Origin of the sequence: Mycobacterium cajalii (assembly GCF_045809005.2) — a bacterium.
Lineage (GTDB): Bacteria > Actinomycetota > Actinomycetes > Mycobacteriales > Mycobacteriaceae > Mycobacterium.
Map to the genome: position 1 here is coordinate 3,274,705 of NZ_CM141436.1, position 19,092 is coordinate 3,293,796.

The window sequence follows — 19,092 nt, forward strand, 5'->3', positions numbered from 1 at the left end:
TGGCCCTACCTTCACCACCGCGGGGCGATGAAGCGTTTGGTTGCAGTTCACCGGGGAATCGGCCGCACGAGATGCTTCACGGGTGCGAATTGACGAACGGAAGGAAATCGAGATGGGCATGAATTCACGGGCATGGCAGGCGGTCGGGCTCTTCGCCGGCGGCGCCGTGGTCGCCGGGGCGCTGGCCGTCTCCGGATTCGGATTTAGCGGAGACCCCGGCTACTTGGCGACCGCTACACCGACGACGACCCCTTCCTCCAGCGCGCCGTCGGCACCGTCCCCGGACAACGATGCACCGGGTGACACGGGTTGTATCCCCGGCGTCAACTGCTAGACGGACCGCGCGCCGTCACAGCATGGAATTGATCATGGTCTGGGCGATCCCGCCGATCTGGCTGGGTGATTCGTCCGATTCCCGGTAGTCGATGAACGCGGACAGTCGGCTCGAGGGGTTCAGCAGCTCCATGAACACACCGAGGAGGTGGGTGGTGTCGATGCCCGCCCGCTCATCCGCGGTGTAGTCCAACCGGGCCGCCTGCTGGAAGTGGCTGCCCTGCACGGTTTTGGTGTTGATCCCGCTCGACGGCGCCAGATTGATCAAGCTGGTGTTGGCCATCTCCTTGTCGACGTCGGCCTGCAGCGCGGCGGCGACGTCGCCGGCGGCGGCGGGTTTGACCGTGACCCGCATCTTCGCGCCGGCGTCGGTGTCGGCCAGCGTGACCCAGTTCGGGCCCCGATCCACGAGTTCCCAGCCGGGTGCGGGGGTGATGGAGACGCCTTGGTCGATGCCGATGGGGTCGGCCGATGTGAGGGCGATCGCCGCGCCGCGACCGGGCGTCGGCGACGGCTGTCCCGGGTCGACCGCGGCGGTGAGGACGGCCGCGCCGGTCACGGCGGCCACGAGGACGTTCGCCGCGATGACAACGGGGCGCAGGCGGTGCGGTGACGTTGATGACATGGTGGTTCCTCTTTCAGTTGTGGTGATCGGGACGTGCGGGCGCGTAGCTACTCTGCTACGCGTGGTTTCTGTTCATCGGCCGTGCTCGGTGGAGGCGGAATAGCGGTCTTCGATGGCGTGGATCAGCTGGCGCCGTATCCGTTGCACGTCGGCGGCGCGGCGCGCCGCGAACTCGTCTTCCCAGGCGGCGACCTGCGCGGCGAGGTCCATGTCGGCGATGGTGTCGCCGAGCCAGCGGGAGAAATCGCCGCGTTCGAGGTGGTACTGCAGCGCCTGCGAATCGAGATATCCCAGTGCGGCGCGGAACTCGTGCATGGTGCCCGCGGCCGGGATGGCGCGCCCGTCGGTCGGGCGAAAGTAGAACCGGCGCTCCCTGGGCAGCGACACGTCGGCGTACTTGTGGGCGTGGCGCACGTGACCGGTGCGGCGAGCCGCGATCGTGAAGGCACGGGGCGCAGCCGAGCCGAACTGGATGGATGCCCGCCGAATAGGTTCCGCTGCAACGCTACTCACCGGGTCGATACCGCCGACGGTGAGCACGATGTCAGTTTCGCCGACTTCGCCCGCCGGTAGCAAGGCGGGCATGAAGGACGACAGCAGGTTTCCGCCGCGGCGCGTCCAGTGCGGCTGCTGGTCCGCACCCAGCAGGTGGGCCTCGTCGTAGATGACCCAGTGGGGAAACCCGCGGGCCTCCCGGTAGGCTTCGGCCGCCGGCCGCAGGCGTTGCAGGTAGTCGATCTTCTCGGCGGCGGGTAGCGCCGACAGGTCCACCACCAGACCGGTGTGCGGCTGCAGCAGACCGACCAGTTCCACCGGTTCGGGGAGCCCGTCTTCGGCCTCGACGACGTGCACCCGGCTGAGCTGTTCGAGTTGTCGGTGGTCGCCTTCCGGGTCGACGAGCAGCACGCAGTAACCGGCGTCCATCCATTCCTCGGCCAGCAACCCGACCAGGTAGCTCTTGCCCGACCCGGCCGGCCCGGTCACCATCATGCGAGCCTGGCTGCCGGGCACCTTCGTCGATGTTCCGTCGTCGAAGGTCCCGATGCTCACCCACCGGCGCGGTGGGCACCAGCGCCGCGCCCCGCTGAGGTATGTGTCGGTGAGCAACTCGGCGACCCCGGCGCCGTTCGGTTGGCCGAGCACCAGGTCGGCGTGTTCGCGTAAGGACGGAACCGCGTCGGCGACGGCGGCACCGATCTCAGCCGAACCGAACAGTGACAGGTCGTTTTCGGCATCCCCGACGGCGATCGTGTTGTGTGGCGAGAGGTTCAGCCGGGTCAGCACCTCGGTCAGGCCGGTGCCCTTGGTGACCCCGGCCGGCATGACCATCATCTCGGCCCGGTTCCGGACGATCTGGCAGTCCAGCCCCAGCGCGCCGATCACCTCGAGGACGGTCGCGGCGTGCTCGGCGCGGGTGGCCAGGATGACCTCGCCGCGCCGGTACGTGACTCCGTGTTCGTCCAGTGCCGCGTCGAGTGCGGCGTCGACCGGCGCCGCCAACGGGTAAGCATTACCGCCGATCTTGGCCACCGCCCCGTTTTCCAGGACCAGCGCATCGACATGGTCGGCGATCTGCGGGAAGCTTGCGGCCAGCTCGGTCCCGATCCGGCCGGTGGCCAGCACCACCACCAGACCGTCGCGGCGCACCTGGTCGATGGCCTGCAGGGCCTGCTCCGAGATCCCGCCTGCCGAGGTCAGGGTGCCGTCCAAGTCCAGGGCCGCCACTCGAAAGAAGCCCACACCCCGATCCCTTCTTCACTCACCGTCGATCCGGCTGACGCCGCGACCACGAGAAGAATAGGCAACCCTCCCGCGCACCGGGCAGGGTCGTTCGTCCCCATTCGCGGATCGAACGTCCCGATGCGCGACCGGCCACCGTGAGCCGCAAACCTTCTGGGGGGTCGGGGCAACCGGCCGCGGGGCTCTCGGCGATTCGTCGGCCCGCCGGGCGCACCGACCGGCACGACCGATAGGTTCGGCTGATGAACCGCACCGATGCCCACTCGACCGAGCGCTTGTTCGCGCTGTCCGAACAGGTGCAGGGTTTCATGCCGGCCGATGAGGGGCGCGCCCTGTACGAGGCGGCGCTGCGGTACCTCGACCGCGGCGTCGGTGTCGAGATCGGCACCTACTGCGGCAAATCGACCCTGTTGCTGGGCGCCGCGGCGCAGCAAACCGCCGGCGTGCTCTACACGATCGACCACCACCACGGCTCCGAAGAACATCAACCCGGCTGGGAGTTCCACGACGCCTCGATGGTCGACGGGGTCACCGGTCTCTTCGACACGCTGCCGACCTTCCGCCGCACGCTCGACGCGGCGGGCCTGGACGAGAACGTCGTCGCCGTCGTCGGCAAATCGCCGGTGGTGGCCCGGGGATGGCGGTGCCCGCTGCGGCTGCTGTTCATCGACGGCGGTCACTCCGAGGCCGCGGCGAACCAGGATTTCGACGGATGGGCCAAGTGGGTGGATCTCGGCGGTGCTCTGGTCATCCACGACGTGTTCCCGAACCCCGCGGACGGCGGGCGCCCGCCTTACCACATCTATTGCCGTGCACTGGATTCCGGCCAGTTCCGGGAGGTCTCGGCCACCGGGTCGCTGCGGGTGCTCGAGCGCACCGGCGGCGAGGCGGGGGAGAGGGTCGTCAGCGGCCCGGGCCGGTGACCACGCATTCGCAGTCGAAGCCGGTCTGCAGCCCCATCGGCAGGCCGTCGCCGCGGAAGATGCCGCCGGCCCCGGTGGTGTCCGAGAGGGCGTCGGCGGCCAGGATCATCGCCGCGCCGGTCCAGGTGGTGCGCTCTTCGGGCCAGCGCTTACCGTCCGCGAAGACCAAGCCGGTCCAGTACGAGCCGTCGTCCTCGCGCAGGTGCTGCATCGCGGCGAACTGCCGCAGAGCCGTGGACCGCTGACCGATCGCGTCGAGCGCCATCACCAGTTCGCACGTCTCCGCACCGGTCACCCAGGGGCGGTCGTCGACGCAGCGGATGCCCAGGCCCCCGACCACGAAGTCGTTCCAGCGCTGCTTGATCCGCTCGGCGGCCGCCGGGCCTCGCAGCGCGCCCCCGAGGATGGGGTAGTACCACTCCATCGAATAGCGGTCTTTCTCGGTGAACGCCTCCGGGTGCGCGATGATCGCATGGCCCAGCCGCCCCAGCGCCAGCTCCCACTCGGGCTGCGGCTCCCCGATGAGACCGGCGAGCGCCAGCGCGCAGCGGATGCTATGGAAGACGCTGGCGCACCCGGTCAGCAGCGCCTCCGGCAGGGGACCGGCTTCGCTTCGCGCCCAACAGATCTCGCCGTAGCCGATCTGCAGGTCGATGACGAAGTCGATCGCCTTGTGCACCACCGGCCACATCGACCTGGCGAAGGCCTTGTCCGCGGTGACCAGCACGTGGTGCCAGACGCCGGCCGCGATGTAGGCGCAGAAGTTGCTGTCGCTGTTGGCGTCCTCGACGATTCCCTCGCGCACCTGGATGGGCCAGGAGCCGTCGGGCCGCTGCATGCGGCGGCACCATTCGAACGCGGCCCGGGCCGGCTCCAGCAGCCCCGCCGCGGTGAGCGCCATCGCGCACTCCACGTGATCCCACGGGTCGGTGTGCCCGCCCGGGAACCAGGGGATGGCACCGGACGGTTCCTGCGCGTCGGCGATGGATTGCGCGGTTTGCCGGCACTGCTCGGCGGTCAGGACGTCCGCGACCGCCGGCGGCTCACCGCGACGCAACTGAATACCCCGGAGTCACTCCGCTTTCCGTCGCCCGCGGCTTGGTGAAGTACATTGCCACGCTTTTACCCACCAGCGGGTTGAGCAGCGACTCGGCCAGCCGCGTCAGTTTCGGCCGCCGCATCAGGTCCCACACCAGTAGCTTGTGGTAGGCGGTCACCGCCGGGTGGTCGGTGTTCGACACGCCGACGGCGCATTTGAGCCACCAGAACGGCGAATGCAGCGCGTGCGCGTGGTGCGCGTGCGTCCAGTCCAGGCCGCCGGCGGTGATCTTCTCGCGTAGCCGGCTGGCCCGGTAGATCCGCACGTGGCCGCCCTCGTTGGCGTGGTACTCGTCGGAAAGCAGCCAGCACACCCGTTCGGGCAACCAGCGCGGGACGCTGACCGCCAGCGTGCCACCGACTTTGAGCACCCTGATCAGCTCGGCGATCGCGGCGTCGTCCTGCGGCACGTGCTCGAGGATTTCCGAGGCGATGACGCAGTCGAACGTCTCGTCGGCGTAGGGCAGGCTGAGCGCGTCGCCGGCGACGGCCTTCGCCGAGGCGTCCGGGGGCGCCTCACCGGTCTCGCCCATCGCCCGCAAAATGGTTTCCACACCCCGCAATTCGGATTCGTCGCGGTCGAACGCGACGACGTCGGCGCCGCGCCGGTACGCCTCGAAGGCGTGCCGGCCCGCTCCGCACCCGACATCGATCACCCTGGTGCCCGGCCCGACGCCGAGGCGGTCGAAGTCCACCGTCAGCATCGGGCTTCGCCCCCGGCGGTGGCCCGGCGCGCGATCGCCCGCTCGTAGACCGCCACGGTCTGGGCCGCCACGGCGTCCCAACTGAACACGTTGACCGCGCGTTCGCGACCCGCCCGCCCCATGCTGCGGCGCTTCTCCGGTGAGTCGAGCAGACCGCCGAGCGCTGCGGTGAGTGCCTCGACGTCGGCCGGCGGCACCAGCTCGGCGCAGGCACCGTCGGTCCCGACGACTTCGGGCAGCGCGCCCACCCGGCTCGCGACCACCGGGGTGCCGCTGGCCATCGCCTCCACCGCCGGCAACGAAAACCCTTCGTAGAGCGAGGGAATGCAGGCAACCTCCGCCGAGGCGAACAAGGCGGCCAGCGCGGCGTCGGACAGCCCGCTGGTGATGTGGACGATGTCGGAGATGCCGAGCTCGGCGATGAGTTTGTGGGTGGGGCCGTTGGGCTCCACCTTGGCGACCAGCCGCAGCTCGAGATCGCGGTTCACGCGCAGCCCGGCCACCGCGTGCAGCAGGGTGCGAACCCCCTTCAGCGGGGTGTCGGCGCTGGCGATGGCGATGACCCGCCCGCGCCGCCGCGGGGCGGATCCCGGTTTGAACAGGTCGGTGTTCACGCCGAGCGGCACCACGTGCAGCTGATCGGGGGAGACCTCGAAGTCGGCGACGATGTCGGCCGCCGACGACGACGAGACGGTCAACAGGTCCGGGATCTGGCGCGACACCTCCTGCTGCATGTTCAAAAAGCCGTACCAGCGACGCACCAGGGGTTTGCGCCACCAGCGCGCGGCGGCCAGGTCGAGCACGCGGTCGCGGGTGATCGGGTGGTGCACGGTGGCCACCACCGGCAAACCCGACTCGGCGATCGTGAGCAGCCCGGTGCCCAGGCTCTGATTGTCGTGGACGAGGTCGAAATCGTTCACCCGGTCGGCCAGCAGCCGGGCCGCCCGCAGTGTGAACGTCCGCGGTTCGGGAAAGCCGGCCGTCCATACGGTGAGCAGTTCGAGCAGGTCGATCGAGCTCCGGATCTCGCTGGGCCGGGGGACCCGGAACGGGTCGGGTTCTCGGTATAAGTCCAGGCTGGGCACCTTGGTCAGCCGCACCCGCGGATCGAGCAGCTCGGGATAGGGCTGGCCGGAGAACACCTCGACCTCATGCCCGAGGTCGACCAATCCGCGGCTCAGGTGGCGCACGTAGACGCCCTGCCCGCCGCAATGGTCCTTACTGCGATAGGACAACAGGGCAATTCGCATACTCAACTCTTATCCGCTGCTGGAAAACCACGGACGGGCAGCCCCCACTCCATCGCCATCAATGCACCCGGGAACCCCGCGACAGCAAACTGGACATGTGTCCAGACTATAGTTCGAACAGCTAAACGACGCAACGCGCACCCGGGACGACGCCGAAGTGTCCGCCGGTGCGCGCGTTCAGAGCTTGCCCGCGACGAAGTCCGCAGCTTGGTTGGGCATCCCGGCCTTGATGTATGCCCCCGCGAGGTGTTGGGGCCAGTTGTCGTTCCAGGTGTGCGGGTCGGCCGGGTTGCAGATGGGGTCGTCCCCGTGGCACAGCTCGATGGTCTTGTCGCCGTACGCCGGGCTCAAGTTCGTGAACGGGCCGATCCATTGGGTCCCGTTGCCGAACAGGGCGACGGCGGCGATGTGCTGTCCGGCGTCCGGCGGGAGTGGGTCGTCGAAGCCGAACGCGGAGAAAGGCACCGCGAGCACCACGTCGGTGACCGCCGCGCCGAGCGAATAGCCGCCCAGCACCAGCCTGGTGTTCGGGCAGTTGGCGACCACGTACCGGACGTGCTTGCCCATGTCGTTGGCGCCGACGGCAACCTCCGTGTTGGCGGGATAGTTCACGGCGTACACGCCGACGTCCTTGCCGGTTTTCGACCTGAGCGCGTCGACGAACGCGTTGCCGACGGCGCCCGTCCCCGGCGGTTCCAGACGTCCGCGGGCGAACACCACCTGGACCGGGGGGCAACCTGCCGCGGCGGCCGGCCAGGCAGCGCCCGGCGCCCAGGACGGCAGTACCGTCGCAGCCGCCATCAGCGCCGCCGCGAGCGCGACGACCGACCTACGGGCGAGCCGGACACCCATAACAGAATTCAAAACGATGCGCGGCCGGCCCACAAGCCGTAGCGCGCACTCCGTGCCGTCCCGGGGATCGGTTTTCACTCGCCCGGCGGCGCACCGGGCTTTGTTACCATCGCGCGATGCACGATTGGGCCGCGCCCAGCGGACCGGACGGCGCGCGGTCGTTCTCACGACGCGACGTCCTCAAGCTCGCCGTCACACCGGTCCTGCTGGGTGCGGGTGCGGCGGCCGCCGCGCTGCACGCGCCGACCGCGTCGGCCGGCGATCTCAAGCTGATCGACTTCGCCGAGCGGCGGATCGCGCCGGGGGAAATCAAGGCGGCGGGCTATGACGGCGTGGTCAACTACGTCTCCGAGCCGCGGCCCGGCGCGCACTTCGAGGCCAAACCGTTGACCCGCGGGTACGCGGACGCGCTGCGCGCGGCGGGCCTGCACATCGTCAGCAACTACCAATACGGCAAGCCCGGCTGGCCCGGGGCGCCGTCGGACTTCACCCGCGGCTACGACGGCGGCGTGGCCGACGCGCAGACCGCCCTGCAATTGCACACCGCGGCGGGCGGGCCCCCGTCGGCCCCGATCTTCTTCAGCGTCGACGAGGACATCGACTCCGGTACCTGGAACGATTCGGCGCTCAACTGGTTTCACGGGCTCAACTCGGTGCTGGGCGTCGGCCGCACCGGCGTCTACGGCAGTTACCAAGTCTGCGGCTGGGCGATCCGCGACGGCGTGATCGGCAGCTCCAGCAGCGCCGGGCACCGGTGGGCCTGGCAGACGAAGGCATGGTCGCACGGGCAACGCGAGCCCATGGCGGTGCTCTATCAGGCCGTGGTCAACAGCCCGTCGAGCCCGGGCCCCCTGCTGGGCGGCATCAACGTCGATGTCGACGACGTCCTCGCAACCGACTACGGGCAATGGGATCTCGACCGCTGACGGTCGCCACCGTCACCGGGAATTCAGGGCACTGCCCTTGCGCCACTGATCCCAGCTGAGCGTCCAGTCGCCGTTCTGCGGCAGGGTCAACGGCGGCCCGCCGGTGTTGCGGACCTCGACCACATCGCCCGGCACGGAGAAGTCGTAGAACCATTTCGCGTTGTCGGCGTTGAGGTTCAGGCATCCGTGTGAGGTGTCGCGGTGACCCTGTGCCCACACGGTCGCGTTGAGCTGGTGCAGGTAGATCCCGTCGATGCTGATCTTGGTGGCGTAGTGGATGGTCTCGCGGTAGCCCAGCCGGGAATTCTTGGGCAGCCCGAACGTCGAGGAGTCCATGATGACCGGGTTGCCCTTGCCGAGCACGGTGTAGATCCCGGGGGGTGTCCACAGATAGATGGTCCTGCCGCCGACGTCTTCGGTGCCGCCCATCCCCATGCTGGTGGGCATCGTGCGGACCAGCTTGCCGTTGTCGTAGACGCTGACCTGTTTGGTGACATCGTCGGCGATGGACACGTGGGCGTCGCCGATCCGGAACGACACCCGCTCGTCCTCCTGCCCGAAGATGCCGTTGCCCATGGCGATTCCGTAGATGTCGGCCCTGGCGGTCACCGTCGTCCCCGGTGCGTAGTAGTGCTCCGGGCGCCAATGGGCGTTCTGGCCGTCGACCCAGAACCACGACCCCTTGACCGGCGGGTCGGTGGTGACCGTCAGGTGTCGCTCGGCGGCGGCCCGGTCGGCGATCTGCTCGTCGAAGTGGGCGACGACGACCGTCCCGACACCGTAGGTGGCGCCCTCCTGCAGGGGCGCCTCCGAGGTCAGCTCGAAGTAGACCTTGGTCTGGTTGGAGGGACGCAGCGTGGAGAAGGAGGACACCTGCGTGGCGTCGACCCCGTCGGATCCGCGGGCGGTGACGGTCAGTGTGTAGGTGCGCCCGTAGCCCAGGGGGACCGTGGGCTTCCAGGCGACATCGTCCGGCGTCATGATCCCCGGGATCGGCTTGCCGGCGTCGTTGACCATGCGCACCTCGGTCAGGGTCCCGGCGTCGGCTTTGACCATCACGTGCCCGACCGGGTCGACATCGCGCGCGTCGTCGCGCGGGGTGATGGTCACCCGCGCCGGCTCGGTGGGCTTCACGGCGGCTTGGTGGCGCGCGCAGCCCCCGCCCGGGCAGGCCACCGGCGACGACGTCAGCTGCACCGCGCCCACGACCGCCACCACGACGAACACGGCCAGCATGAATCGGCGCGGCCAGTCGATGCCGAGGATGCGGCGAACGAGCCGTTCGCTGTTTTCGGATGTCATGGGCTGCCGAATCCTTGCTGGTGTTGCCTACGGGTCACGCCGACACCCGCCGCCGAGGTCGTCCATCAGGTAGCCCGGGACGTGCATTCCGAAACCGGTCACGGCTTCCCGCCCGACGACGGGCTCGCCGAATTGTATTGGGTCCGACCGGATGTTTTCACCACGCAACGCGGCCGCGTTTTCCCGCGGGCGGCCGGGGTATCAGCCGGCGATGACTTCCTTGTGGCTGGACGAACGCGCCGAACCTCCATGGGCGGCGAGCCGGCTTGACGACGGTCCCCTTTCCGCCGACGTCATCGTCGTGGGAGCCGGCATCACGGGCCTGATGACCGCCGTTCTCCTGGCCCGCGCCGGCAAGGACGTGCTGGTGCTGGAGGCCCGCACCGTCGGTGCCTGCGCGACCGGCAGGCCTGCCGGGCGGTAGGCCTGCCCGCGGAGTGGGACGCGGACGCGCAGGTGCCCTTCCCCTACCACGGGGGCGTGCGGCTGGCCGAGCAGGCACAGTTTGACCCGATGCCGTTCCTGGACTCGCTGGTCGTGGAGCTGGGCAGCCGCGGCGGGCGGCTGGTCGAGCACGCCCGGGTGTGGCGGGTGTCCGCCGATGATGATCTCCACCGACTCACCCACGCGATCGGTCCGATACGCGCCGGTCGCCGACGGCGAGGGGTTGATCGTGGGCGGTGCCGGGCACACCGTGGGTCGCGAGAAAAGCCCGTCCAGGGCGCTGGACGAACTGTCGTCCTGGGCGCGCGTGCACTTCCCGGGCGCGGCGCAGACCCACTTCTGGTCGGCGCAGGATTACACGCCGGTCGATGATCTGCCGTATGTGGGCCCCATCCTGCCGAACACCGAAACAATCTATTTAACAACGGGATTCAGCAAATGGGGCATGACGAACGGGGCGGCGGCGGCGTTGGCGCTGTCCAGCCGAATGTTGGGCGGGCGGATGGACCGGTCGGGCGCGTTCGCCAGCTGGAGCCCGCACGAGCTGTCGGGTCTGCTGACCGCCGCGCAAGCCAACATGGAGGTCGGCTTCAACCTGACCACGGGCTGGATCACCCCCGCGACACGCACCGGACGTCGCGGCCCGAGCGTTGACGAGGGCGGCGTGGTCAGCGGGCCGCCGTGGCACCTGCAAGCCCGCTGCCGGGTCGACGGCACCGAGCACCGGGTGTCCTCGCCGATTTGCCCGCATCTGGGCGGGATCGTGAACTGGAACGATGCGGACATGGCGTGGGAATGCCCGCTGCACGGCTCCCGGTTCGCCCCTGACGGCACCCTGCTGGAGGGGCCCGCCGCAAGCGATCTGACCGCCTCGGCCTGAGCGGGTCCCGGCGCTCAGCCCGTCTTCCGGTACACCAGCCAACGCAGGTCGATCGGGGAATCCCCGGGCTCGACGTCGAACACGTCCAGGCCCCGCGCCCACCCCTCGAACCACCCCGTGGGCGGCCAGGCGGTTTCGGGAAGATGGGCCTTCTCGAATTCGTAGGCGGGGTCGTCGGCGACGAGCTCGAGGGGCAGTCCGGCCGCCGCGCTGGCCACCTCGTCCCGGGTGAAGATCATGGTGTTGCACTGCTGGCCCATTTCCCGCGCCGCGTCGTCGGGGGTGTAGCCCGGACGCGCCAGAAAGGTGTTGAGCACCAGGCGCCCGCCCGGCGCCAGGAGCCGGGCGGACAGTTCGAACACCTCACGCAGCTGGGACACCGTCCGGAAGTCGGGAACCACCTCCGAGACGATGATCAGGTGATACTGCGAGTCGACATGCTCCATGGCCGCGAAGACGTCCTGCTGGATCACCCGTACGCCCAGCGATTCCTTGTCGGCCTCGATGCGGATGATCTCGGCGAACTTCGGCGTCATCTCGACGGCGTCCACCGGGTGACCGCGTCGCGCCAGCGCCAGGGAGTTGCGCCCGGTGCCCGCGCCGAGGTCCAGCACCCGGCACGCCGCCGGATCGGCCGCTTCGCCGGCCAGCGTCCACACCCGCGCGTCGGGTTCGCTGCCGAACAGCGGCGCCGGGCGGGTCTCGACCCAGTGGTCGTAGTCGGCTTCGAGCGTCCACCATTCGGCTTTGACGCGGTAGTTCAGCGTCGTGCCGAAGGGGCTGTGAAAGGTGACGACGACGTTCGAGCGGGGCGAGGCCCGGTAGCCCTTTGCCAGCTCGGCTTCCAGCACACTCCTGAGCTGAGCGGACTGTTCTGCCGTGTACTCCACGCCGACACCGGCGAAGAGCTGTCCGCACATGCGGACGTACTCGTCGATCAGCGCGGGCACGGCCGGCAGGCTGAGCCGGCCCTCGGCGACCGCTCGGCGATGCAGCCGCCGCGCCACCGCGTCCCGCAGCGCGGGCGGATCGAACGATCGGGGATTCGGCTCCTCCACGAGACTCCTTCTACAGGACCCGGTGCGCGATCGCACACCGGGGCGGCAGCAAGCCGCCCGGGAGCGCCGGGGCCGGCCGGCGCATCCACGAAACCGCAGTTCTCCGGGGTCGGCGGCCTGTCGCCGGGTGTCGCCGGGAGCAATTGCGTAGGCTGGAGTCACATGGTTGAGCCGACAGCCCCCATCCAAGTGACCGTGCACAGCCCCTGCGCCGGTTCACGACATGCACTGCCTCCCGGCAAGAGAGTCGGCACCCAATGCTGTTCGAGGAAACAAGCGTCGTAAACGACGCGCAGATTCAAGCCTCACCCCCCGACCTCCGCGCCCACCTGGCCGAGGAGATCACCCTCGACCTCGGCGGATCGCTGAACCTGCGCCGAAGCGCGCTGCGCCTGATCACCCTCATCGAGGCCAAGCTGGCCGACTGGGCGATGGTGGTCATGCCCGACGGCCGCACCGGCGAACTCGTCGCGGTCGGCGCCGCCGACTCCGGCGGGGTCGTCTTGCGGCGCGCCACGCTCGAAGGCCTGCCGCTGGGCCGCATCCTGCACACGGGCCGCACGGAGCAGCTCGTGGGCAGCGAGCTCTCGGGCCTGGTCCCGATCCAACCGTTCCACGCGTCGGCGATGGACCTCACCCCGGCCGAGGTGCTCGGGCTGGGACTCACCGCCCGCGGCGGCACGTTCGGTGCGCTGGTGCTGCTGCGGCGGGCCAACGCGGGATTCGATCCCGACGACGTCGCGTTCGCCGAAGTCGTCGCCGGCCGCGCCGCGCTGGCTCTGGACTCGGCCCGGCTGTATGAGGACCAGGCCAGGATCGCCTCGGTGCTGCAGCACAACCTGCGGCCGCCGAGCCTGCCCGAGATCCCGGGTGTCCGCGTGGCCGCTCGCTACCGCGCCGCGGCCGAACACCTCGACGTCGGCGGCGACTTCTACGAGGTCAGCGGTCGCGACGACGACTGGCTCATCGCCATCGGCGACGTGTGCGGCAAGGGCGTGGAAGCCGCGGCGCTGACCGGACGGGCCCGCCAAAGCCTGCGCACCGCAGCGTATTTCGATCGGCACCCGGCGGCGGTGCTCGCCGCTCTGAACAGCGTGCTGTGCGATTCGATTTCGATGCCGTTTGTGACGGTGCTGTGCACGCGGCTGCGGCCGCACCGGGACGGGACGCACGCCGACGTCGACCTGGCCACCGCGGGACACCCGGCGCCGATCATCGTGCGCGCCGACGGCGGTGTCGAGCAGGCCGATGTCTACGGGACCGCGGCCGGGGTGGTGAGCGAGATGGCATACGGCGCCTTGTCGCTGAGGCTGCACCGCGGCGACACGATGCTGATGTTCACCGACGGGATCGACGAGGCACGCGGCGACGGCGGCCTGTACGGGATGGGGCGACTGCACGCACTCCTGCCCGCCTACGCCGGGGCGTCACCCGAAATCATCTGCGAGGCGGTCGAACAGGACGTGATCGAGTATCTCGACGGCCGCCGCCACGATGACATGGCATTGCTCGCGATCACATGCGGCGCGTAGCGGTCGCGTCAGACGCGCTGCGGCAGTATCAAACTGCCGTCGCCGTCGACGACAGGGCCGCGGTGCTCGCACTCGTGGAAGACCTGCTCGAGCAGGGAACCGCGCCGCTGGACATCCTCACCGGGCCGATCGTGGGCGCCCAGCGCGACATCGGCCGACGGTGGCAACGGGGCGAGTGGTCAGTGGCACAGGAGCACGCGGCCACGGCGATGGCCATGGCGGCCACCGAGATCGTGGCACGCCGGATAGCGCAGGTCCCCGTGCGACGCGGCCACGTGATCGTGGCCTGCGCCGAGCGGGAGTGGCATTCCCTGCCTGCCAAGATCATCGGCTGCGCGCTGCGCGCGGACGGTTGGCAGACAACGCAACTCGGGCCGGCCACCTCGCCGCAGCGCGTCAGCCAGTACGTGCAGGACCTCGGCCCCGAAGCCGTCGCGGTCAGTTGTTCTGTGCTGGGGGCGGTCCCCGCCACCCGACGACTCATCGAGGCCGCCACCTCGGCCGGGGTTCCGGTGGTCGTCGGCGGCGCCGCGTTCGGCGACGACGGTCTGCGCGCGACCGCGTTGGGAGCGACGGCATGGGCGGCCGACGCCCGCAGCGCGGTGGAGGCGGTCGACAACCTGCCGCTCTCGGTGCCGCCGGTGGCGCCGCTGCCGGAGGCGCCGGCCCAGGAACAGGCCGCGCTGGAGCTGAATCATCAGCGCCTCGTCGACGGGCTGCGTCGCGGTTGGGTCGTCACCTCGGATTGCCGCCACGTCGGCTCGTCGGCCGCGCTGCGTGCGGTGGCCCGCGACGCGCTCCCGCAAACCCTGCACGCCGTGTCGGCGGCCCTGCTCACCGGCGATCCACGGCCGGTGTCGGAGACGGCGGCCTGGTTGACCGATTTGCTCGCCCACCGCGGCGTCCAATCCGTTCCCGCCGTCGCCGACCTGACCGGGACGTTGGCCGACACGCTGCGCGACTACCCGTTGAGTCTGGACCTGATCCGTCGCCACTTCGCCACCGGCTGAGGCCGGGCGGGCCCGCCTAGAGTTGTTCCCATGGCCGATCCGACGACCCGCACGGGCCGCGCCCCGGCGCGGATGCGGGTCGAGAGCCTGTTCCGCTACCCGGTGAAGTCGATGCTCGGCGAGTCCGTGGACCGGCTGTTCGTCGACGAGCGCGGCGCCGAGGGGGACCGGCGGCTGGCTCTTCTCGATGCCGCGACGGGGCATGTGGCCAGCGCCAAGCAGGCCCGGCTCTGGCGCGGGCTGCTGCAATGCACCGCCCGCGGCGAAGCCGGGGGAGTGAGCATCGCACTTCCCGACGGGACTCTGGTCGCGGCCGACGATCCGCAGGCGGACGAACTGCTTTCGCGGCTGTTGGGCCGGACGGTCCGGCTGATCAGCCGGCGCGGCGCCGGCGCCACGGTGGAACGCCCCGACCCCGAGTTGCTGCTCGACCTGGGGCTGGACGCCGAGGTCGGGGGCATCCTCCTCGAGATCGGCAAGGCGACCCCGGGGGAGTCGTTCACCGACGATGCGCCGCTGCACGCGATCACCACCGCGACCTTGGCGCACATCGGTGTCGAGGCGCTGCGTTACCGGCCGAATGTGGTGATCGCAACGCCACCGGGCTACCCGCCTTATGCCGAAAACGATTGGGCCGGAGCGGAATTGACGGTCGGTGCGGCGCGGCTGCGGGTCATCGAGGCAACGCCGCGCTGCGTGGTTCCCACGCTCGAGCACGGACCGCTCCCACTCGCCCCGCAGGCGCTTCGCACGCCGGGAGCCGAGAATCGGTTTCGGACAAGCGGTTCGGAAGCTCAGCGGCCCTGTGCGGGGGCATACCTCGCGGTCGTCGAGCCCGGCGTCATCGTCCCCGGCGACGCGGTGGTCTGGACGGCTGACACCACGGGATGATCGCCTCCGGCATTTCCGGTATCCCCAGCCTCGAATTCGCATGAGTTTCCCCGACGGCGACCCTCTGCGACGATACCGCCAATGGGCTCAGCAAAACGCGACAAACATACCAAACTCTTTGAATTCCCGACTATGCGGCGCGCTCCGGCCGACTGTCTTGTCAACGCCAACAACGGAAGGACCGATTGGAAATGACTTCGCCTCGCGGGCTGATCGCGCTGTCCGTTCCGGTGATCGTCGGCGCTGTTCTGATGCCCGGCGCCGCGGTCGCGGCGGCCGATGCCGCCGACGACGCATTCCTCACCAGAATGCAGACACTCGGTTTCACGTGGCCCGACGGGGAGGACTCCACAATAATCGCGCTGGGACGCAAAATCTGCACCGACCGAGCGGCGGGCAAAACTCCGGACGAGATCGCCTACCACATCCATTCCACCCTCGGCCCGGAAGTCGTCACGTTTCCCGACGTCACATCGATGGTGAGTGCCGCAGAATCAAACTATTGCCCAGATTAATTGTTTTGGGTTGACCGATTCGGCGCGCAAAATGTTCAGCAAACCCGCAGCGCCGACCGTCGACGGTGACATCTGCGGACACCAGGAGTTCATTGCGTAGCCACCTGCCGGCCACCTTTCTTCGCCGACGTCCGCGGGCCGTTCTCCCCGGTGCGCCCTGTCGAGCCGACCGACGTGGCAAATACGGCGACCACGGTCCAGCACAATTTCTTCGGTGTTAAATACGTTGCACGGAGTGCAGCGCAAAATTACAGCAAAGTTACATCGGTGTGGAGTGGGTCACACACGTGGCGCGCTGAGGAGCCCGACTGTGTATCGTTTGTTAACCCGAAAGAAAGGAGTTTGCGCCCGATGATGTCACTGCGCCGGTTGGCCGCACTCTCCGCGCCCGTGTTTGTTGGCATTGCGCTACTGCCGACTCCTGCGCCGGCACTGGCCGACGCCGCCGGCGATTCCGACGACACGTTCCTGGCGCAAATGCACCGACTGGGCTTCACGTGGCCGGCGGGCGAGGATGCCCCCATCGTTGCCCTGGGGACGCAGATCTGCGCCGAACGCAAGGACGGCAAAACGCCGGATTCCATCAGCCAGGACATCCATTCGGCTCTGGGCTCCAGGACCATCACGTTTCCCGACGTCACGTCGATGGTAAGTGCCGCAGAATCAAACTACTGCCCAGAGTAATTATTCTGTCCCGCAACGGAATTCGCGGGCACGGCTACACGGTCAGGACACTGGGGTCCTGCGGTTGCGCGTCGCGCAGGTCCTTCTCGATGATGGCGAGTCCCGCGCGAAGTTCCGCGTTGCCCTGATCGAGGTAGCTGGCCGCGTACGCGATCTCGCCACCGTCGTGGTTCTGCACGCCCACGATGCAGTGCCGCAGCCCGACGCGGTAGTTGTCGATGGCCTGCTGCAGCGCGATGTCCAGTTCGGGGTCCGGGCTGGGCAGGTGACGCTGGGCGCCGGCAACGGAGGCGTCGGCGCCCTCGCAGGCCACCCCGGTCGCGGTGACGTCGCCGACGGCCGCGGCGGCGGTGACCGCGTGCCGGGCAGAGATCAGCTCGTCGATCGACGGCTCGGCCTGCGTCAGCCACCCCTGCAGCTGCCCACCCGGATGGGGGGACGTCAGCGGCTCGGCGACTCCGGTCGCGGGCGCGTCCGACGGCGGGTTCGCATTCGCCAGGCTGTGGTGCGCCCAACCCGACAGCACCCCGATGACCACCAACAACACGGCGCCACCCGCCGCCGCGGTCAGCTCCTGGCGGTGGTACCTGGCCGGCTTGACCGACACGCCGTCACCGCCGTGGTGTCGGGAACGCACCGGCGCGCGGTGACGGCTGGTCGTGGCCATGGCGGGCCTTCCTGAGAGTGATGGGGCGAGTTATGACGCTGATATTTCCCTTTTGGCACGATTGCAAACGAGAGCCGTCGGACTCGCGCGCGCGTACCTTAGGGACCGCGACGAGGGGTCCGAAGACCCTAGAAGCGGTGTCGGGGTCGCCGGTCGACCGACGGATCGAGGAGATTGCGGATGGCCGTTGACCGACGGGGCTTCCTCCGGTGGACGTCGCTGGCGGCGGCGTCGGCCGGAGGGCTGGCGGCGGGGTGTTCGCGGCCCTCGACCCCCGGACCGCCCAACGGCAAGGCCGACCACACGCTACGGATCGGGACCGGCACGGTCGAGTTGGCACCGGACCGCATCGTGTCCACCGTCGTCTACAACGGCCAGTTTCCGGGTCCGCTGGTGCGCTTCACGGAGGGCCGGCGCACCTGGGTCGACATCCACAACGACACCGACACGCCCGAGCAGCTGCACTGGCACGGCCAGGTGGTCGGCGTCGACGTGGATGGCGCCGCTGAAGAGGGCACCCCCTACATCCCCCCGCACGGGATGCGGCGCATCTCGTTCGTGCCCGGCCCGGCGGGTTTCCGGTTCTATCACACCCACGTGGTCCCGCGCGCCGACCTGTCGGCCGGCCTCTACACCGGCCAGGTGGGCCCGGTCTACATCGAACCGCGGCAGAATCCGGGCGCCTATGACCAGGAAGTCTTCCTGACGCTCAAGGAGTTCGAACCCACCTTCAGTCGTGGCGGCGACGTGGCCGCGGATTTCCTGGCCGGCACGGCGGACCCGGATCTCAAAGCCAGAGGCGAGTCGGCGATGGAGGCCTCCCTCCGGCGCGGGGACCCCCGCGGGTACGAGGTCGGTTACGGGGCATTCGCCGTCAACGGCCGCATGCTCGGCCACGGCGACCCCATCCGCGTCCGGACGAACCAGCGGGTACTGCTGCACGTCCTGAACGGCAGTGCCACCGAGAACCGCAGCCTGGCACTACCCGGGCACACCTTCACCGTGATCGCGTTGGACGGCAATCCGGTGCCCAACCCGGCGACGGTGCCGGTGTTGTGGCTGGGTGCGGGGGAACGCGTCTCGGCGATCGTGTCGATGACCAGCCCGGGCGTGTGGGTGCTGGGCGACCTCTCCGACGACGACCGCACCCACGGCATGGGCGTCGTCGTGGAATATGCGGGGCGCGGCGGGGATCCGCAGTGGGCGCCTCCGCCGGCATTCACGTGGGACTACCGCCTGTTCGCGGCGCCGAACCCGCCGGCCGCCGCCCCTGTCGACCACATCATCGAGATGCTGATCGAGAAACGCAACGCCGCCGACGGCGGCTTCAACGAGTGGACGATCAACGGCACCCCGTTTTCCATGGACACCGACACACCCGTGCTGGACCTGCACCGAGGCAAGCGCTACCGGCTGCAATTCCGCAATGCCAGCGACGACCTGCACCCGATGCACCTGCACCGTCACATCTTCGAAATCACCCGTTTCGCGGGCACGCCGACCAGTGGGGTACGCAAGGATGTCGCGATGCTCGGCGGCTACCAGAGCATGGAGGTCGACTTCGTCGCCGACCAGCCCGGCCTGTCGCTGATGCACTGCCACCAGCAGATCCACATGGACTACGGGCTGATGACGCTGTTCAACACGGCGTGACGGCT

At 69.3% G+C, this 19,092-nt stretch carries 17 protein-coding genes and 1 pseudogene; 9 read left to right on the plus strand and 9 right to left on the minus strand.

The genetic code is table 11. The features are described from left to right. Positions 1–349: 349 nt before the first annotated feature. Entirely contained in the window at positions 350–958 is a 609-nt protein-coding gene (locus ACJ512_RS15570) for a hypothetical protein (RefSeq protein WP_407687033.1), read from the minus strand. A 72-nt stretch (positions 959–1,030) separates the two neighbouring features. Next, complete coding sequence (locus tag ACJ512_RS15575) at positions 1,031–2,698, minus strand: HAD family hydrolase (protein WP_407687032.1); 1,668 nt, start codon at positions 2,696–2,698, stop codon at positions 1,031–1,033. A 242-nt stretch (positions 2,699–2,940) separates the two neighbouring features. On the opposite strand from ACJ512_RS15575, the gene ACJ512_RS15580 reads away from it, so the two are divergent. Next, positions 2,941–3,621 (plus strand): class I SAM-dependent methyltransferase, encoded by a 681-nt coding sequence (locus ACJ512_RS15580; protein WP_407687031.1) that lies wholly within the window; start codon positions 2,941–2,943, stop codon positions 3,619–3,621. On the opposite strand, the gene ACJ512_RS15585 is transcribed toward ACJ512_RS15580, so the two are convergent. The 4 genes from ACJ512_RS15585 to ACJ512_RS15600 form a co-directional block, all read right to left on the minus strand. Beyond that, positions 3,602–4,678, minus strand: coding sequence for a prenyltransferase/squalene oxidase repeat-containing protein (locus ACJ512_RS15585; protein WP_407687030.1), 1,077 nt, complete (start codon positions 4,676–4,678; stop codon positions 3,602–3,604). The genes ACJ512_RS15580 and ACJ512_RS15585 overlap by 20 nt on opposite strands. Continuing rightward, complete coding sequence (locus tag ACJ512_RS15590; protein ID WP_407687029.1) at positions 4,665–5,423, minus strand: class I SAM-dependent methyltransferase; 759 nt, start codon at positions 5,421–5,423, stop codon at positions 4,665–4,667. The genes ACJ512_RS15585 and ACJ512_RS15590 overlap by 14 nt, the downstream gene beginning before the upstream one ends. Further along, entirely contained in the window at positions 5,417–6,673 is a 1,257-nt protein-coding gene (locus ACJ512_RS15595; RefSeq protein WP_407687028.1) for a glycosyltransferase family 4 protein, read from the minus strand. The genes ACJ512_RS15590 and ACJ512_RS15595 overlap by 7 nt, the downstream gene beginning before the upstream one ends. Before the next feature lie 177 nt (positions 6,674–6,850). Further along, on the minus strand, positions 6,851–7,525 hold the full coding sequence (locus ACJ512_RS15600; protein ID WP_407687027.1) for a cutinase family protein: 675 nt from the start codon (positions 7,523–7,525) through the stop codon (positions 6,851–6,853). A 116-nt stretch (positions 7,526–7,641) separates the two neighbouring features. Here ACJ512_RS15600 and ACJ512_RS15605 point away from each other — a divergent pair, with 116 nt between their 5' ends. Continuing rightward, positions 7,642–8,451, plus strand: coding sequence for a DUF1906 domain-containing protein (locus ACJ512_RS15605; protein ID WP_407687026.1), 810 nt, complete (start codon positions 7,642–7,644; stop codon positions 8,449–8,451). A gap of 12 nt (positions 8,452–8,463) precedes the next feature. On the opposite strand, the gene ACJ512_RS15610 is transcribed toward ACJ512_RS15605, so the two are convergent. Continuing rightward, positions 8,464–9,753, minus strand: coding sequence for a L,D-transpeptidase (locus ACJ512_RS15610; RefSeq protein WP_407687025.1), 1,290 nt, complete (start codon positions 9,751–9,753; stop codon positions 8,464–8,466). Between the two features lie 211 nt (positions 9,754–9,964). Between ACJ512_RS15610 and ACJ512_RS15615 the strand changes: the two are divergent. Next, positions 9,965–11,077 (plus strand): annotated as a pseudogene (locus ACJ512_RS15615) (FAD-dependent oxidoreductase). Between the two features lie 14 nt (positions 11,078–11,091). Here ACJ512_RS15615 and ACJ512_RS15620 read toward each other — a convergent pair. Next, positions 11,092–12,135 (minus strand): class I SAM-dependent methyltransferase, encoded by a 1,044-nt coding sequence (locus tag ACJ512_RS15620; protein ID WP_407687024.1) that lies wholly within the window; start codon positions 12,133–12,135, stop codon positions 11,092–11,094. A gap of 257 nt (positions 12,136–12,392) precedes the next feature. Between ACJ512_RS15620 and ACJ512_RS15625 the strand changes: the two genes are divergently transcribed. The 5 genes from ACJ512_RS15625 (at position 12,393) to ACJ512_RS15645 (ending at position 16,767) form a co-directional block, all read left to right on the plus strand. Further along, positions 12,393–13,667: a PP2C family protein-serine/threonine phosphatase gene (locus ACJ512_RS15625; protein ID WP_407687023.1), complete on the plus strand. Its 1,275-nt coding sequence runs from the start codon at positions 12,393–12,395 to the stop codon at positions 13,665–13,667. Next, positions 13,655–14,677, plus strand: a complete 1,023-nt coding sequence (locus ACJ512_RS15630) for a cobalamin B12-binding domain-containing protein (RefSeq protein WP_407687022.1) — start codon at positions 13,655–13,657, stop codon at positions 14,675–14,677. Before ACJ512_RS15625 ends, ACJ512_RS15630 begins: the two co-directional genes overlap by 13 nt. Before the next feature lie 30 nt (positions 14,678–14,707). Beyond that, the gene (locus tag ACJ512_RS15635; protein ID WP_407687021.1) at positions 14,708–15,568 is read left to right on the plus strand and encodes an MOSC domain-containing protein; all 861 of its coding nucleotides are present in this window, start codon (positions 14,708–14,710) and stop codon (positions 15,566–15,568) included. A gap of 191 nt (positions 15,569–15,759) precedes the next feature. Next, the gene (locus ACJ512_RS15640; RefSeq protein ID WP_407687020.1) at positions 15,760–16,083 is read left to right on the plus strand and encodes a DUF732 domain-containing protein; all 324 of its coding nucleotides are present in this window, start codon (positions 15,760–15,762) and stop codon (positions 16,081–16,083) included. A 351-nt stretch (positions 16,084–16,434) separates the two neighbouring features. Next, complete coding sequence (locus ACJ512_RS15645) at positions 16,435–16,767, plus strand: DUF732 domain-containing protein (protein WP_407687019.1); 333 nt, start codon at positions 16,435–16,437, stop codon at positions 16,765–16,767. A 34-nt stretch (positions 16,768–16,801) separates the two neighbouring features. Here ACJ512_RS15645 and ACJ512_RS15650 read toward each other — a convergent pair whose 3' ends face one another. Further along, entirely contained in the window at positions 16,802–17,434 is a 633-nt protein-coding gene (locus ACJ512_RS15650) for a hypothetical protein (RefSeq protein ID WP_407687018.1), read from the minus strand. 174 nt (positions 17,435–17,608) lie between these two features. Between ACJ512_RS15650 and ACJ512_RS15655 the strand changes: the two genes are divergently transcribed. Next, positions 17,609–19,087: a multicopper oxidase family protein gene (locus ACJ512_RS15655; protein WP_407687017.1), complete on the plus strand. Its 1,479-nt coding sequence runs from the start codon at positions 17,609–17,611 to the stop codon at positions 19,085–19,087. The last annotated feature ends 5 nt before the right edge of the window (positions 19,088–19,092 follow it).